The organism is Paenalcaligenes hermetiae (assembly GCF_039543645.1).
Taxonomy (GTDB): Bacteria; Pseudomonadota; Gammaproteobacteria; order Burkholderiales; family Burkholderiaceae_B; genus Paenalcaligenes; species Paenalcaligenes hermetiae.
On record NZ_BAABKD010000002.1, the window covers coordinates 183,691 to 199,099 of the forward strand.

Genomic DNA, 15,409 nt, shown 5'->3' on the forward strand with positions numbered 1-15,409 from the left:
TTTTGGTTTTAAACATGATGGATTTACAAAGCACATTAAACTGGTCTGGCGCGCTACGCCGCCAGCTGGTTGCTACACCAGAGCTTGCGGATTGGTTACAAGCGCAAAGTAAATATGAAGTGACCCCCACAGTGATCCAAGATTGGTTTGATGCGCTACGTCCCCAAGAATATACCGAAGAGGCGCTTAAAAAGCAGCTACGCTTAGTACGACGTCGCGTTTTTTTTACGCTAATGGTGCGGGATGTTCACTCCAGAGCTAGTTTAGCCGAAGTGAGCACCGCTATGAGCTTTTTAGCTGATCTAAGTGTAAGCAAAGCCTATGAATGGGTGAGTCACGCCCTCAGTGAAGCGCACGGAACACCCATTGACCCCAAAACAGGCCTACCTTTAGAAATGCTTATTGTCGCTATGGGGAAATGGGGGGGCTATGAATTAAATGTATCCTCCGATATTGATCTCATTACCCTATATGATGGTGAAGGCGAAACCCAAGGACGACGGCCGCGTAGCTACCATGAGTACTTTGGACGCTTAACCCAACGCTTGCTTCCTATACTGTCACAAACCAATGCTTTCGGTCATGTTTTTAGAACCGACTTGCGTCTACGTCCCGATGGCGATGTGGGCCCCTTGGCTTGGAGCTTAAATGCATTGGAAAACTATTTTCTTCATCAAGGACGAGAATGGGAACGCTATGCCTGGATAAAAGGCCGTCTTATTCAGGTCAAAAGCCATGCGGAGAGTCAGCCTCAATATGCACAACAACGCTTAGAGAATCTACGGACTCCCTTTGTTTATCGCAAATATTTTGATTTCGATGCTTTAGCCTCTTTACGCGATTTACGCGAACGCATTCGCCAAGACTGGGAACGAAAGGTCATTGCCAAAGATAGCCTGGAAAGCACACATAACATCAAATTAGGGGATGGAGGTATACGGGAAATTGAGTTCGTAGTTCAACTAAATCAACTCATCCGTGGTGGGCGCTGGCCCTCATTGCAACAACAAAACTTGCATGCAGCTGTACACGCTCAAGTACAAGCGGATCTGATGGATGATGAGCTCGCACGCCGACTACTTAATGCGTATGACTTTTTACGTCGCACTGAACACTTTCTTCAATATAAAGAAGATGAACAAACCCATCTTTTACCCACCGACGCCGATACCTATGCTCGCCTTGCCTACAGCTTTGGCTTAAGCACAGACTCATTTACCCAACAACTCAATGAGCATCGCCAATTTGTCCACCAAAGCTTCCAAGATGCTTTTCGTATTGCAGGCGTAGAGAAAAAAACGCGGGCCACCACTGCTATCGCACCTACACTGCCGTCTCCCCCGATGAGCTCCTCAGACCATGCTGAGCTTGAGGCTCAAAGCCAACAACTCCTACATTCCAATCGCATCCAGCGTTTGCCCCCACATAGCCTAAAACGCTTACAACGCTTATTACCCTTGTTAAGACAAGCGGCTTGTGCCACCGATCACCCCGTAGAAACTAATAAGCGACTCCATACTATTATGGAACAAATTGCTAGCCGTAGTGCTTATCTTGCACTACTGCTCGAGTACCCGGAAACCATTCAACGCATGGCAACCATTGCAGGGGCCAGCCCTTGGGCTGCGCATTATTTAGCGCAATACCCTCTGGTATTAGACAGCTTAATTGAATGGAAAGATCTGCTTGAGGCCCCGGATTTTACTGCTCTTGCCGAGCAACTACGTCTGGAGCTCGATGCCTGTGTACTACCTAACGGTCAGGCCGATATTGAAAGGCAAATGAATCTTATGCGCGACCTGCAACATCAGGTTAGCTTTCAGCTACTAGCACAAGATATTGCAGGCTTACTCACCGTAGAAGTCTTAGCCGACCAACTATCGGCGTTAGCTGATCTGCTTATAGAGGAAACCATTTATCGTACCTGGCCTCTGGCTCAACCACGCCAACAGCCACCTGATCCCCCCACCCCGCAATTTGCCGTCATCGCTTATGGTAAATTAGGTGGCAAGGAGCTGGGTTACGCATCAGATCTGGACTTGGTTTTTTTATATGATGACCCCAATCAGGATCAGGTTGAAAAATACGTGCGCTTAGGTCGGCGCATGGTGTCGTGGCTAAGTACGATGACCTCATCGGGACGTATGTACGAGGTAGACATGCGTTTACGTCCGGATGGCGATGCTGGCCTGATTGCAGTCTCTATCGATGGTTTTGAAAAATACCAAAGCCAACAGGCTTGGAGCTGGGAACATCAAGCCATTACCCGTGCTCGTTTTGTTGCTGGCGACCCACAAATTGGGGCACGCTTTGAAAAAGTACGCCAGGATATTCTTTTACAAAAGCGTGACCCTATCGCTTTTAAGCGTGAGGTCATTACCATGCGTGAAAAAATCGCTCAAGCACACCCCAACAAGAGTGATTTATTCGATATCAAACACGATCGCGGCGGTATGGTAGATATTGAGTTTATGACGCAATATTTAGTGCTGTGTTATGCTCACCGGTATCCGGCTCTTTTGAATAATTTGGGTAATATTGCTTTATTAGGGATAGCTGCTGAGCATCAGCTCATTCCGCGTACGCTAAGCCAACAAGCCATACAGGCGTATCGCACATTTAGGCGTTACCAGCATAACCTACGCCTTCAAGGCGCAGCAGTGGCACGTTTACCATTGCACCAAGTGCAAGCGGAACGAGACGCTGTTATGGCTTTATGGCAAGCGGTTATGAACTAATTCTGTATACACCATGAAAAACACTGAATTTACTCGCCCTGTTCTCACCATCCCTAACAACAGTAAAAAAGTACTGTTGCACTCTTGTTGTGCCCCCTGTTCTGGTGAGGTCATGGAAGCCATGACAGCCTCTGGGATTGAATATACGATTTTTTTCTACAACCCTAACATTCACCCCATCAAAGAATACGAAATTCGCAAAGAGGAAAACAAACGTTTTGCAGAAAAGCACAATATCCCTTTTATTGATGCGGATTACGATGCCGATAACTGGTTTGAACGCGTTAAAGGCATGGAGCATGAACCAGAGCGCGGTATCCGCTGTACAGAGTGCTTTGATATGCGCTTTGAACGTACTGCTTTATATGCTTATGAAAATGGGTTTGACACCATTACCAGCTCTTTAGCGATTTCACGCTGGAAAGATATGAAGCAAATTAACGGCTGTGGTGAACGTGCTGCTGCCCGCTACCCCAATATGCTGTACTGGACCTACAACTGGCGCAAAGGGGGTGGGTCACAACGTATGCTTGAAATCAGCAAGAAAGAAAATTTTTATCAACAAGAGTATTGCGGCTGCGTATATTCTTTACGCGACACAAATAATTGGCGTATGGCCAATGGCCGCCCACGCATTGAGTTTGGCGTAAAATTTTACGGTATTAATGACACTTCCACGCTAAAAAAGACGAGTTAAGCCCCCACGAAAAAAGGCAGCCTAATTAAGCTGCCTTTTTACATAAACATTCTACTAAACGCCTAAATAACGCTCCCACAGCGTTGGATCAGCACCTAACTGCGCCGAATCCCCCTGCCATACCACCTGCCCTTTTTCTAAAATAATATGATGGTCAGCTAACCTCATGAGTCGCTGTACGTATTTATCGATAATTAAGATGGTTTGGCCTTGAGCACGCAAAACATCCAAACACTGCCAGATTTCCTCACGAATTTTGGGGGCTAACCCCTCCGAAGCCTCATCCAATATTAATAATTTAGGATTCGTCACCAAGGCGCGACCAATCGCTAACATTTGCTGCTCGCCACCCGAGAGTTGATTTCCCATATTGTTTTGGCGTTCGCGTAGCCGGGGAAACAACTCAAAAACTCGCTCTGGTGTCCAAGGCTTACTTGTCTGCGGGTTACGATGTGCTACAAATGCCGTTAAATGTTCTTTTACCGTCAAGTTCGGAAAACAATGACGCCCCTCTGGCACAATCGCCATTCCAGCCCGTGCAATTTTATCTGTCGTCCATGTGTTGATCTGCTGCCCAGCAAAAAACACCTCGCCTTTTTTTATAGGTAAAGCACCAAACAACGTTTTTAATAAGGTGCTTTTACCCATGCCATTGCGCCCCAACACGGTCACCACTTGACCACTTTGAATGGACAAGTCCACACCAAATAGCACCTGACTCGCACCATAACCGCTTTCTAAATGTTTAACTTCAAGAATCATGCGGCCTCCGTCGCTTCATCACCTAAATAGGCATTTTTCACATCTTGATTATGACGAATCTCGTCAGGCGTTCCAGAGGCGATAATTTTACCCGCGACCAATACCGAAATGCGGTCAGCTAAACGAAAAACCGCCTGCATATCATGCTCAACCAATAACATCGCTGCCTTACCTCGCATAGACTCGATCAGCTCTGTTAAACGTAAGCTTTCATCGGGTCCCATACCTGCCATGGGCTCATCCAAAAGCATAACACTAGGGCTGGCTGCTAAAGAGAGTGCGAACTCCAGTTTACGCTGTTCCCCATGGGGCAAATGCCTAGCCTGTGCTGACCATAAATGGCGGTCAATCGCGCACTCCATCGCTAATTGCTTCGCTTTATCTAAGAGTTCTGTTTCACTATCTCGAGCACGCCAAAAGCGAAGGCTGCTGCCCGTCGCTGCTTGTACAGCCAATAACAAATTCTCTAATACCGTATAGTGATCAAAAATATTCGTTACTTGAAAAGAACGAGCTAAACCCGCTGCCACGCGCTCATGCGCTTTCAGATGAGTTATATTTTTACCATTTAAGAATAACTCACCTTGATCGGGTCTAAGCGTACCAGCGAGTTGATGTATTAGGGTGGACTTTCCAGCCCCGTTCGGGCCAATTAGCCCATGGATTTCTCCTGCATAAAGCTGAATAGAGACATCATTCGTAGCATGTAATGCCCCAAAATGCTTATGTAAACCACGCGACTCAAAAACAATAGGGGTTGAACTAATTTGTGTCATAACTCACCTTTTTACGATCAAACCAACCTGCCAACCCCTGCGGCGCAGCAAAAACCACTATTAGTAATAAAATTCCCAACGGCAAATGCCAGTATTCAGTCCAGTTTCGTAAGACCTCCTCTAGCACCAACATAACAGTAGCGCCAGCTACTCCACCAAACATCAACCCCATACCACCTACGAGCACCATAATGATTAAGTCAGCCGATTGCGTCCAATGCATCAAAGAAGGAGAGACGAATAAATTATGATTGGCGAGTAAAGCCCCCGCTAACCCCATCAATGCCCCACTCAGACTATAGGCCACCAACTGGATGCGATAAACAGGATAACCTAGGGCCTGCATCCGACTTGCATTCTCTTTACAACCCATTAGTGCATACCCAAATCGTGATTCAATCAACCTCTTAAAGCATAAAAAAGCCACAATCACTAGCCCCAGCACCACATAGTAAAACTGCACATCGTCACTTAAATCTAGGCCTGGAAGCGTAGAGTAATCATAGAGATTCATACCATCTTCGCCGCCGTACTGCCGCAAAGAAATAAATAGGTAATAAATCATTTGCGCAAAAGCCAAGGTGATCATAATGAAATAGACCCCTTTTGTACGCAATGAAATGGCCCCCGTAATCAACGCTAATAACGCCGCTACTAACATAGCTAACGGCCATGCCACCCACGCGGCATAAACCCCGGCATCAGCTAAAATACCGACCACATAGGCACCTGTACCAAAAAAAGCCGCGTGTCCTAGTGCCACTAAACCGCCATAGCCTAAAACTAAATTAAGCGCACTAGCAGCTAAGGCATATATCAAGACCCGCCGCACAAAAGAAACATAAAACTCAAGACCAAAGCTAGGCGCGACTAAAGGAAAAGCCAGCAACAAAGCAAAGCCGATAACAATCCAAAAGCGTTGTAGAGTCATAGGTTAACCTCGCGCAGGGAAAAGTCCGGCCGGCTTCACCACAAGCACCACCGCCATCAAGAAATAAATCGACATCGCTGCTAAGGTTGGCCCTACACTCGACGCTACGTCAGCAGGAAAAACCATGCGTAATAACTGGGGCAAAAAAGCACGCCCTGCCGTATCTACCATGCCGACCAGTAGCGCTCCTACAAAGGCCCCCCGTATGGAACCAATCCCGCCAATCACAATGCAAACCAAAACCAGAATTAAAATGTCTTCGCCCATACCTATCTGCACCGCATTAATAGGCCCCAATAATGCGCCTGCTAAAGCTGCTAAGGCGGCACCCAAGGTAAAAATACCCAAAAACAGCACGGGCACACGTACCCCCATTAATGTTGCCATTTGTCGGTTTGAGGCACCTGCACGAACTAATACCCCTGCGCGTGTTCGCGTAACAAAAGCATATAAACCAATCGCCACCAATAACCCCACCGCAATAATCATTAAACGAAAAGCGGGGTAAAGAAAATCAGGCAAAAGCTGCACTGGACCAGATAAGGCCGCAGGCATATTAAGCATCATAGGAGCCGGCCCCCAGATCATCTTTACTACGTCATTAGCAATAAGAATAACGGCGTAACTGCCTAACACCTGAGCTAAGTGATCACGCACTACCAGACGCCTCATGAGAGCCAGCTCTAACAGTATGCCCACCAATGCTGTTACCCCTACGGCAACCAAAACGGCTAAAGTAAATGAGCCCGTGCGCTGCATGGTTTCTGCGGCAACATAAGCCCCCGCCATATATAGGGAGCCATGCGCCAAGTTCATGATATCCATGATGCCGAAGACCAATGTTAGGCCTGCGGCAATCAAAAACAACATCAACCCAAACTGCAAACCATTTAGCAGCTGCTCAACAACTAAAATGAGCGACATGAAAATAACCTACTAATAATTAAAATTTATAGCTTGCATTCATCAACATACACATCCTGGTAGCGATCAAAAACCGTTTCTACCAAGCGATTTGTTAACACACCATGCTCATCTCGCTCAATCACACGTAAATAATATGGCTGGATAGGGAAGTTATTTTTACCGTAGGTAAAAGGGCCTCTCACAGACTCATAGTTCGCCGACTTCAATGCCTCTAATACAGCCTTACGGTCTTTGACGTTACCATTTACTTGAGTGACCGCTGCATCTATCGCCATGATGACATCATAGGCTTGTGCAGCATACACCGATGGGTACCGCCCCTCGTACTTTTCACGGAATGCTTCTACAAACTTCTTATTCGCGGGAATATCTAAATCATGCGCCCACTGTGCCGTATTAAACATGCCTTCAATTGGGTCCCCTACCGCCTGAATAATATCGGTGTCACCCGAAAAACCAGGTCCAATCAGCACGGTGTCTTTATTTAGGCCTGCAGCTACAAACTGCTTAATAAAGTTAATGCCCATGCCCCCTGGTAAAAAGAAAAACACCGCATCGGGTTTATTTGCACGGATCTGCGCAAGCTCAGCCGCATAATCAATCTGGCCTAGTTTGGTATAAAGTTCCTCGCTAGGCGTTTTACCATAACCACGTTTAAAGCCAGTTAATGCATCTTTACCAGCGGGATAATCTGGAGCCAAAATAAAGACTTTTTCGTAATTACGATTGGCTGCTACTTTTCCGGCCGCTTCATGAAAAGCATCGTTTTGATATGACACCCCAAAAAAATAAGCGTTACATTGCTTTCCTGCTAGCTGACTTGGTCCAGGGTTTGCCGTTAAAAAAGGAATTTCAGCTTTAAAAAGAGCCGGCCCAACGGCTAGCGCTACGTTTGACCCCACCGGACCGGTAAAAAAATCGATCTTATCGCGCTGGATAAACCGATTCACCAGTTGGCGTGCCTGATCTGGGTTACCCCCCATGTCCTGCTGGATAAACTCGGCAGGCTGCCCGCCCAGTTTTCCATCCAGCAGCTGAATTGCCAAATTAATCCCATCACGAATTTCCGCACCAACCGCAGAAAAAGGACCCGAATTGTCATTCGCAATCCCTACTTTGATAGGGTCGGCCCAAATGCTATGACTAAATCCCACTGCGCTCAATGCCAAGGCTGCAACTAAAGGTTTTATCATGTCTTCTCCGTTTTTGTACTTTTGTATCGATAAGTTTGTTATAAATAGTTTAGTTATAAATTAGTTATCTACCTACAGGGGATATTACTTACAGGGTAATTCCCCAATTGCGCACAAAAAAGCCCCACTAAAAAGTGGGGCCAAGTAAAAAAGTAAAAATTAATGCGGTTTAGTGAAGCTAAAGCCGTCGTCTTTAAAATCCACATACACCGTGTCGTTATCGACAAAATCACCTTGTAAGATGGCTTTTGCGACGGGGTTTTCAATATGTTGCTGGATCGCACGTTTAAGCGGTCTGGCTCCAAATACAGGATCAAAACCAACTTTAGCGATCTCCGCTAAGGCGGCATCCGATACCTGTAAATGTAAATGACGATCGGCTAAACGCTGATCTAAACGCTGTAATTGAATATTGGCAATCGACTGAATATGTTTGGCATCCAAAGAATGGAATACCACTACCTCATCAATACGGTTTAAAAACTCGGGGCGGAAAGCAGACTTTACCTCTTCCCAAACAACCTCTTTTACGACCTCGTATGGTTCATCTTGCATGTTTTGAATATGCTGTGAACCCAAGTTAGAGGTCATAATAATCACGGTGTTACGAAAATCCACTGTGCGCCCTTGACCATCGGTCAAGCGTCCATCATCCAAAACCTGCAATAGAACGTTAAAGACATCCGGATGCGCTTTTTCAACCTCGTCCAAGAGTATCACGCTGTAAGGTTTGCGCCGCACCGCTTCGGTTAAATATCCACCTTGCTCATAGCCCACATACCCTGGAGGCGCACCAATTAACCGTGCTACGGAGTGCTTTTCCATGAATTCCGACATATCAATACGGATTAAATGCTCCTCGGAATCAAATAAAAACTCTGCCAAAGCTTTGGTGAGTTCGGTTTTACCTACACCGGTAGGACCTAAAAATAAAAAGGAACCATATGGGCGATCGGGATCCGCTAAACCTGCTCGCGATCGACGAATTGCATCAGCCACGAGTGTCACGGCCTCATCTTGACCAACCACACGCTGGTGCAAATAGGACTCCATCTGCAGCAACTTCTCTCGCTCACCCTGCATCATGCGCGCCACAGGAATCCCTGTGGCTCTGGAAACCACCTCTGCGATTTCCTCGACGCCTACTTGTGTACGCAGCAATTTAGGTCGGTCTTGGGAATCCGCTTGCTCTTTCACATTTTCAGCAGATTTTAAACGCTCTTCTAGCTGAGGTAGCTTGCCATATTGAAGCTCTGCCAGTTTTTCAAACTGACCTTTGCGCTGGTATTCCGCCATTTCAGCACGCAATGCTTCAATTTCCTCTTTAATGGATTGCGTACCTTGTACGGCTGCTTTTTCCGCTTTCCAAATCTGCTCATAGTCATCATACTGGCGCTGTAACGCCTCTAGCTCATCTTCGATGGCTTGCAAACGCTTTTTAGAAGCCTCGTCTTCTTCTTTACGTACTGCTTCGCGCTCAATTTTAAGCTGTATCATTCGACGATCGAGCTTATCCATGACCTCTGGTTTGGAGTCTATCTCCATACGGATACGAGCAGCAGCCTCATCGATTAAGTCAATAGCTTTATCAGGTAGAAAGCGATCCGTGATATAACGCTGCGATAGCTCTGCTGCGGCAACAATAGCAGGGTCAGTGATCGCTACCCCGTGATGCAGTTCATAACGCTCTTGTAAACCACGCAAAATAGCAATCGTCGATGCCACATCTGGCTCATCGACTTGCACGCGCTGGAAACGACGCTCTAGTGCAGCATCCTTTTCTATATACTGCCGATACTCATCCAAGGTGGTTGCACCAATACAGTGGATCTCACCGCGCGCTAAAGCGGGTTTCAGCATATTGCCCGCATCCATTGCTCCATCGGCTTTTCCAGCCCCAACCACCATGTGGATTTCATCAATAAAGAGAATAGTTTGCCCTTCGTCTTGTGCTAGCTCTTTAAGCACGGCTTTTAAGCGCTCTTCGAATTCACCGCGGAACTTTGCTCCCGCCAACAAAGCCGCCAAATCCAACACAAGCAAACGCTTGCCTTTTAAATTTTCAGGGACTTCGTTATTGACAATACGCTGAGCAAGCCCTTCAACAATAGCCGTTTTACCTACGCCGGGCTCACCGATTAACACCGGGTTATTTTTAGTGCGTCGTTGTAATATTTGAATAGAACGACGAATTTCATCATCACGCCCAATTACTGGGTCGAGTTTGCCTAGGCGTGCACGCTCCGTCAGATCTGTGGTGTATTTAGACAGAGCTTCGCGATTTGCTTCACCTTCGGCATCGGTGACATTCGCACCACCCCGCACGGCATCAATAGCTGACTCAAGCGCTTTTTCTTGGACACCTGTATCACGCATAATCTGTCCAATGCGCCCTTTGTCTTTTGCCACTGCTAATAAAAACAGCTCACTGGCCACATACGTATCGCCACGCTGAGTTGCGTCTTTATCTGCTTGAGCCAAAGCATTTTGTAAATCTCGACTAATGCGTAACTGGCTTTCCCCCCCTTCGACTTGAGGTAGGGCAGCTAAATAATTACTGAGCTCACTTTTTAAACGGGGTACCGCTGCACCAGCACGCGCTAATAAACTACTAGCGCCTGAATCTGGATCATCCAACAGTGCCATCACCACATGGGCGGACTCTAAGTAAGCATGCTTGCCTTGAACAGCCAGGGTCTGTGCTGTCCCTAATGCCATTTGAAACTGTGTTGTTAATTTATCTATTCGCATAAGGTAAATACCTTTTAAAAGTAGCACAGCTCTGCATGATAGAAATACAAATGCAAACCGTGCTGATATTTTGATGTTAATTACTAGATGCCGGCAATTCTTTTTTTTTCAAGATGAGATCTAAATAGAAAAACTCCTTGCCAAACAATTTGCAAAAAAACAACAAAAAAATCAAAAATAACACAAATTCAAGACGTTAACCCCCTAAACCCCACTTGATTCTCGCCCAAATACAAAGCAAAAGCGTTTAAGCATACAGAAAAAGCTACAATTAATATTGATTTGCCTCAAGGCAAACACATTTTCAGCTGGAGCAACATCAAACTATGCAAAAACGTATCCCTGTCACTCCCGACTCAATGCGTTGCTCAACATGTATGTTAAGTGAGCTTTGCTTACCCTTAGGTATGCCAGCTCCAGAGCTAAATAAACTCGACGAACTCATACAAGAACGCATCCGCTTGAGCAAAGGTAGTCCTCTTTTTCATTTAGGAGATCCTGCCGAAGCGGTCTATGCATTACGTTCGGGCAGCATTAAAACTCAACTTGAAGACGCAACGGGACAAGTCCAAATTACTGGATTTTTACTGCCAGGCGAAATCGTAGGCATGGATGGACTATTGAACAACACCCAGGTATCCCATGCTATTGCACTGGAAGACAGCGAGGTCTGCGTGATGCGCCTTGATGATTTTGATCGCCTTGCCATGCAACTACCCATGCTGCAAACACAGCTACGTCGCTTGATGAGTAAAGAAATCAATCGCTCTCACAGCATCATGATGACTTTAGGTTCATTACGCTCCGAGCAGCGCTTAGCCGCTTTTTTAATCAACATGTCAGACCGCCTCACGGCTTTGGGCTATTCACCCTACGAATTTATTTTGCGTATGAGCCGAGAAGAAATCGGCAATTTTCTTGGGTTAACATTAGAGACGGTTAGCCGCTTATTTTCGCGCTTTGCGCGCGAAGGCCTGCTTGAAATCCAACAACGTGATGTTAAGCTGCTAAATTTACCTACTCTGCATGCCTTAGCCGGCACAGAATGTTCAAGCCACGCTTATTAACCCCCATTGCAGCACCTATAAAAAACCCAATCAAATGATTGGGTTTTTTTCGCTAAGAAGCGGATCTATCTGCGGTTGGCGCGACCTCAGTCACCGGCACAACCTGTAAGCCCCGTTTTACAGCACCACCTGATAATGGCTCATCAAAATTAGCTACTGCTAAGTAAATTGTATAAATGCAAGCCACCACAACAATAGCAGGGCCTGCCATCAATAACCAAGGCCAAGGCTCTTTGTACCATGGGCCCTTGTCTTCACGCACGGGTCTGGAGCTCATAAGTCCCCCTTAATTTGGAACATAAAAATTAGACGTATCTGAAGCCATAGATTTCCGGTTGTCTTCAGATACGGACTGGGCTCGAATTGTAATCGGGTGCATTCCGTTAGCTAAGCCACTGTCATAAGGAATCTGCACTACCACTGGAATCTGCTCTGTGGATGCCGGAGGTAATACAAACATGTCTTTACCATTATCTGCACGTTTAATAAGGATATTAGCAATCCCTTCTGCAGAGATTTGAATCGTTACGGGCTCTTCCGCCGTGTTGACTAATTGCAAACGATACACGTTTTCAATTAAGCCCCCTGCCACTTCACGCCCTAACAAACCGCGATCACGGATGATATTCATTTTTAGCGTGTCGCGCGTCAACATCGAGAAAATCAGCACCCCCGTCACAATCACTAGCAAAGAGATATAGATTAATACTCGTGGGCGGAACATGCGCTTGCGCGCTTCGGCTTGTGTCAGTCGCTCGCTAATGGCTCGTCCTGAAGTATAACGAATTAGATCTTGCTCGTAGCCCATTTTCTCCATGACCTGATTACAGACGTCTGCACAAGCGCCACAGCCAATACACATGTATTGAAGACCCTCTCGGATATCAATCCCGGTCGGACAAACCTGCACACAAAGGCTACAGTTAATACAGTCACCTAGGCCTTTTTCTTTGTGATCGACTTTTTTAGAACGGGGCCCCCGAGGCTCACCACGTACATAATCATAGCTCACCACAAAGGTGTCATCATCCACCATAGCGCTTTGGAAGCGGGCATATGGACAGGCATAACGACAGATAGACTCACGTAAAAACCCAGCAAAACTTAGGGTCGCACCACTATAAAGCCAGAACCAGAACCACTGCCATGGACCTAGAGTTAGCGCCATAAAATGGCCGGGCAGCTCACGGATAGGAGCAAAATAACCAATAAAGGTGAATCCTGTCCATAACGAGAACAGAATCCATAAACTGTGTTTAGTAAATTTGATACGGAATTTTTTGAAATTCCAAGGCTGCTCGTCTAAGCGAATCCGTTGAACGCGATCCCCCTCGACTTTACGCTCGATCCACATCATGATTTTGGTGTAGACCGACTGCGGACAGGCATAGCCACAAAATAGTCGTCCTGCTATTGCGGTAAATAAAAATAACGCATAAGCAGAAATAATGAGTAAAACCGTCAGATAAATCACATCTTGGGGCCATAAAACCATACCAAATAGGTAGAATTTTCTGGCTCCAAGATCAAACAATACGGCTTGACGCCCGTTCCACTGCAACCAAGGCAACCCATAAAAGATAATCTGGGTAAAGTAAATCATCAATATGCGAATATTGTCGAATTTACCTTTTACAGAACGGGCATAAATCCGCCCATGTCCGTCTTCGAGGATTTTCTCCAGTTGCGGTGAAGCCCTTGTGGCAACCTGTTTTTCCAGTCGAGGTGGTTGCCAAGCAGGAGCCTGGGATTGGTCTTGACCGTTTTCGGGTGCTTTAGGAGCTTCACTGCTCATGATTATTAACCTTTAAGACAAAAAGACATGGATTATTGTTCTACGTTAGATAAACCCCATACCCAACCCGCCAACAAACGGATTTGCTCGGGTGATAATAGGTTTTTCTGGGCTGGCATTTGGTTATCGCGACCGTTCATAATCCCATACACGATGGTTTCTTCAGAGCTGCCATATAACCACACACCGTCGGTGAGATCTGGTGCACCTAGCAATTGATTACCTTTAGCATCAGCACCGTGACACGCCACACAGAATTGATCAAAGAGCTTTTTACCAGGAGCCACGCGCGTCTGATCATGCGCCAGATTATTCAAAGAGCGAACATATTGAGCAATCTCAGAAGCTTGGGCTGGTGTCATCAAGTTTTGATGCGCCGTCATGATGCCACGACGACCATTGGTAATGGTTTGCAGAATTTGCTCTGGCTCCCCACCCCACAACCACGTTTTATCCGTCAAGTTCGGGAAAGAGGGGCTACCTTGAGCATCCGATCCGTGACACTGTGCACAGTTATTCAGGAATAGACGCTGACCAATAGCACGAGCCTCTTCGTCCTTAGCGATATCGGTGATTGGCATGTCCGCATATTTTTGGAAAATGGGCTGGACCATGGCTTCAATTTTTTCCTGATCTGCTTTGACCTCTTTGGCCGCGTTGGTTTTCAACAAGCCCTCGAAGCTACCCAGACCGGGATACAGCACCCAATAGCCCAATGCAATCGCACTGAGAATCAAATACATCGAAACCCACCAACGTGGTAATGGTGTGTCGTATTCAGTAATACCATCCCAAATATGACCGGTATCACTGATCGCCTCGCCTTTCTTGGCTTGGCCTTTTAGTTGGCTAAAGAGCACGTATAGACAGAACGCTACCCCACCTAGGGCAATGGTCGTAATCCAAATGCTCCAGCCGACGCTGAAAAAATCACTCATTTGAACCCCCTACTTTCTGCTTTTGATCTTCCACTTCATCGGGAAGATCAAAAGGCAGCATAGATGCATCATGGTTAGCTTTGGCACGGCCTTTCGACCATGCCCAAGCAACAATTCCTAAAAAGGTTAGTAAAGCTAGTGCTGTGGCAATTCCATTTAAGATGCCAACCATTAGCGTCTCCCTTCGGCCACAGCCGCTTCAGCAGCAGCACGACCTTGAACTCCTAAACCTTGTAAATAGGCCACCAATGCATCTTCTTCGGTTTTACCTTTCAGGGCATTGGGTGCTTTAGCAATTTCTTCGTCGGTGTACGGTACGCCCAATTTACGTAAAACTTCCATACGTTTTTGTACGTCCCAACCTTCTACAGAATTATGCTGTAACCAAGGATACGCCGGCATATTGGATTCACGTACCACATCGCGCGGATTGCGAAGGTGAATACGGTGCCATTCGTCGGTATAACGTTGACCTACACGTGCCAAGTCAGGACCGGTACGCTTGGAGCCCCACAAAAAGGGGTGATCGTACACGGATTCTCCGGCCAATGAGTATGGGCCATAACGACGAACCTCGGACTCCAACATACGGATTTGCTGGGAGTGACAACCTACGCATCCCTCACGGATATAGATGTCACGCCCAATCAGGCGTAGTGGCTCGTAGGGTTTAACCCCTTCAGTAGGAGTGGTTGTTGAGTGTTGGAAAAACAAAGGGACAATCTGTACCAGTCCAGCCATCGCAATCACGATGAAGGTACAAATCATCAACAAACCAACGTTTGTTTCCACGGTAGCGTGGGAAAAAAACTTTTTCTTCTCGTTAGACATGAT

14 protein-coding genes are annotated in these 15,409 nt (G+C 46.5%); 3 read left to right on the top strand and 11 right to left on the bottom strand.

Features of this window, described 5'->3' with window-relative positions:
- The first annotated feature begins 14 nt into the window (after positions 1-14).
- Together glnE and ABD980_RS02490 are read left to right on the top strand one after the other, a co-directional pair.
- Positions 15-2,738 (top strand): bifunctional [glutamate--ammonia ligase]-adenylyl-L-tyrosine phosphorylase/[glutamate--ammonia-ligase] adenylyltransferase, encoded by a 2,724-nt coding sequence (gene glnE / locus ABD980_RS02485; RefSeq protein ID WP_345369372.1) that lies wholly within the window; start codon positions 15-17, stop codon positions 2,736-2,738.
- Positions 2,739-2,751: 13 nt separating this feature from the next.
- Positions 2,752-3,435 carry an epoxyqueuosine reductase QueH gene (locus tag ABD980_RS02490; RefSeq protein WP_260650417.1) on the top strand — a complete coding sequence of 228 codons (684 nt, stop codon included), beginning with the start codon at positions 2,752-2,754 and terminating at the stop codon, positions 3,433-3,435.
- A gap of 54 nt (positions 3,436-3,489) precedes the next feature.
- Here the strand turns inward: ABD980_RS02490 and ABD980_RS02495 are convergent, their stop codons facing one another.
- From ABD980_RS02495 to clpB, 6 genes are all read right to left on the bottom strand, one after another.
- Positions 3,490-4,197, bottom strand: a complete 708-nt coding sequence (locus ABD980_RS02495; protein ID WP_377536173.1) for an ABC transporter ATP-binding protein — start codon at positions 4,195-4,197, stop codon at positions 3,490-3,492.
- Positions 4,194-4,973: an ABC transporter ATP-binding protein gene (locus ABD980_RS02500; protein WP_345369374.1), complete on the bottom strand. Its 780-nt coding sequence runs from the start codon at positions 4,971-4,973 to the stop codon at positions 4,194-4,196. Before ABD980_RS02500 ends, ABD980_RS02495 begins: the two co-directional genes overlap by 4 nt.
- Positions 4,960-5,904: a branched-chain amino acid ABC transporter permease gene (locus ABD980_RS02505; protein WP_345369376.1), complete on the bottom strand. Its 945-nt coding sequence runs from the start codon at positions 5,902-5,904 to the stop codon at positions 4,960-4,962. Before ABD980_RS02505 ends, ABD980_RS02500 begins: the two co-directional genes overlap by 14 nt.
- Positions 5,905-5,907: 3 nt before the next feature.
- Entirely contained in the window at positions 5,908-6,828 is a 921-nt protein-coding gene (locus ABD980_RS02510) for a branched-chain amino acid ABC transporter permease (RefSeq protein ID WP_345369378.1), read from the bottom strand.
- Positions 6,829-6,854: 26 nt separating this feature from the next.
- A complete protein-coding gene (locus ABD980_RS02515; protein ID WP_345369380.1) occupies positions 6,855-8,024 on the bottom strand; it encodes an ABC transporter substrate-binding protein in 1,170 nt (389 codons plus the stop codon).
- Positions 8,025-8,183: 159 nt separating this feature from the next.
- Positions 8,184-10,775: an ATP-dependent chaperone ClpB gene (gene clpB / locus ABD980_RS02520; protein ID WP_300646531.1), complete on the bottom strand. Its 2,592-nt coding sequence runs from the start codon at positions 10,773-10,775 to the stop codon at positions 8,184-8,186.
- A gap of 326 nt (positions 10,776-11,101) precedes the next feature.
- Between clpB and ABD980_RS02525 the strand changes: the two genes are divergently transcribed.
- Complete coding sequence (locus ABD980_RS02525) at positions 11,102-11,842, top strand: cyclic nucleotide-binding domain-containing protein (RefSeq protein WP_345369383.1); 741 nt, start codon at positions 11,102-11,104, stop codon at positions 11,840-11,842.
- Positions 11,843-11,894: 52 nt separating this feature from the next.
- Here the strand turns inward: ABD980_RS02525 and ABD980_RS02530 are convergent, their stop codons facing one another.
- From ABD980_RS02530 to ccoO, 5 genes are read right to left on the bottom strand one after another with little or no spacing between them, the layout of a single operon-like run.
- Positions 11,895-12,119 (bottom strand): FixH family protein, encoded by a 225-nt coding sequence (locus ABD980_RS02530; protein ID WP_345369385.1) that lies wholly within the window; start codon positions 12,117-12,119, stop codon positions 11,895-11,897.
- A 9-nt stretch (positions 12,120-12,128) separates the two neighbouring features.
- Positions 12,129-13,637: a cytochrome c oxidase accessory protein CcoG gene (gene ccoG / locus ABD980_RS02535; RefSeq protein WP_260650408.1), complete on the bottom strand. Its 1,509-nt coding sequence runs from the start codon at positions 13,635-13,637 to the stop codon at positions 12,129-12,131.
- Positions 13,638-13,669: 32 nt separating this feature from the next.
- Positions 13,670-14,575 carry a cytochrome-c oxidase, cbb3-type subunit III gene (gene ccoP / locus ABD980_RS02540; protein ID WP_345369387.1) on the bottom strand — a complete coding sequence of 302 codons (906 nt, stop codon included), beginning with the start codon at positions 14,573-14,575 and terminating at the stop codon, positions 13,670-13,672.
- Complete coding sequence (locus ABD980_RS02545; protein ID WP_260650406.1) at positions 14,568-14,747, bottom strand: cbb3-type cytochrome oxidase subunit 3; 180 nt, start codon at positions 14,745-14,747, stop codon at positions 14,568-14,570. The genes ccoP and ABD980_RS02545 overlap by 8 nt, the downstream gene beginning before the upstream one ends.
- Positions 14,747-15,406, bottom strand: coding sequence for a cytochrome-c oxidase, cbb3-type subunit II (gene ccoO / locus ABD980_RS02550; RefSeq protein WP_345369390.1), 660 nt, complete (start codon positions 15,404-15,406; stop codon positions 14,747-14,749). The genes ABD980_RS02545 and ccoO overlap by 1 nt, the downstream gene beginning before the upstream one ends.
- Between the last annotated feature and the right edge of the window lie 3 nt (positions 15,407-15,409).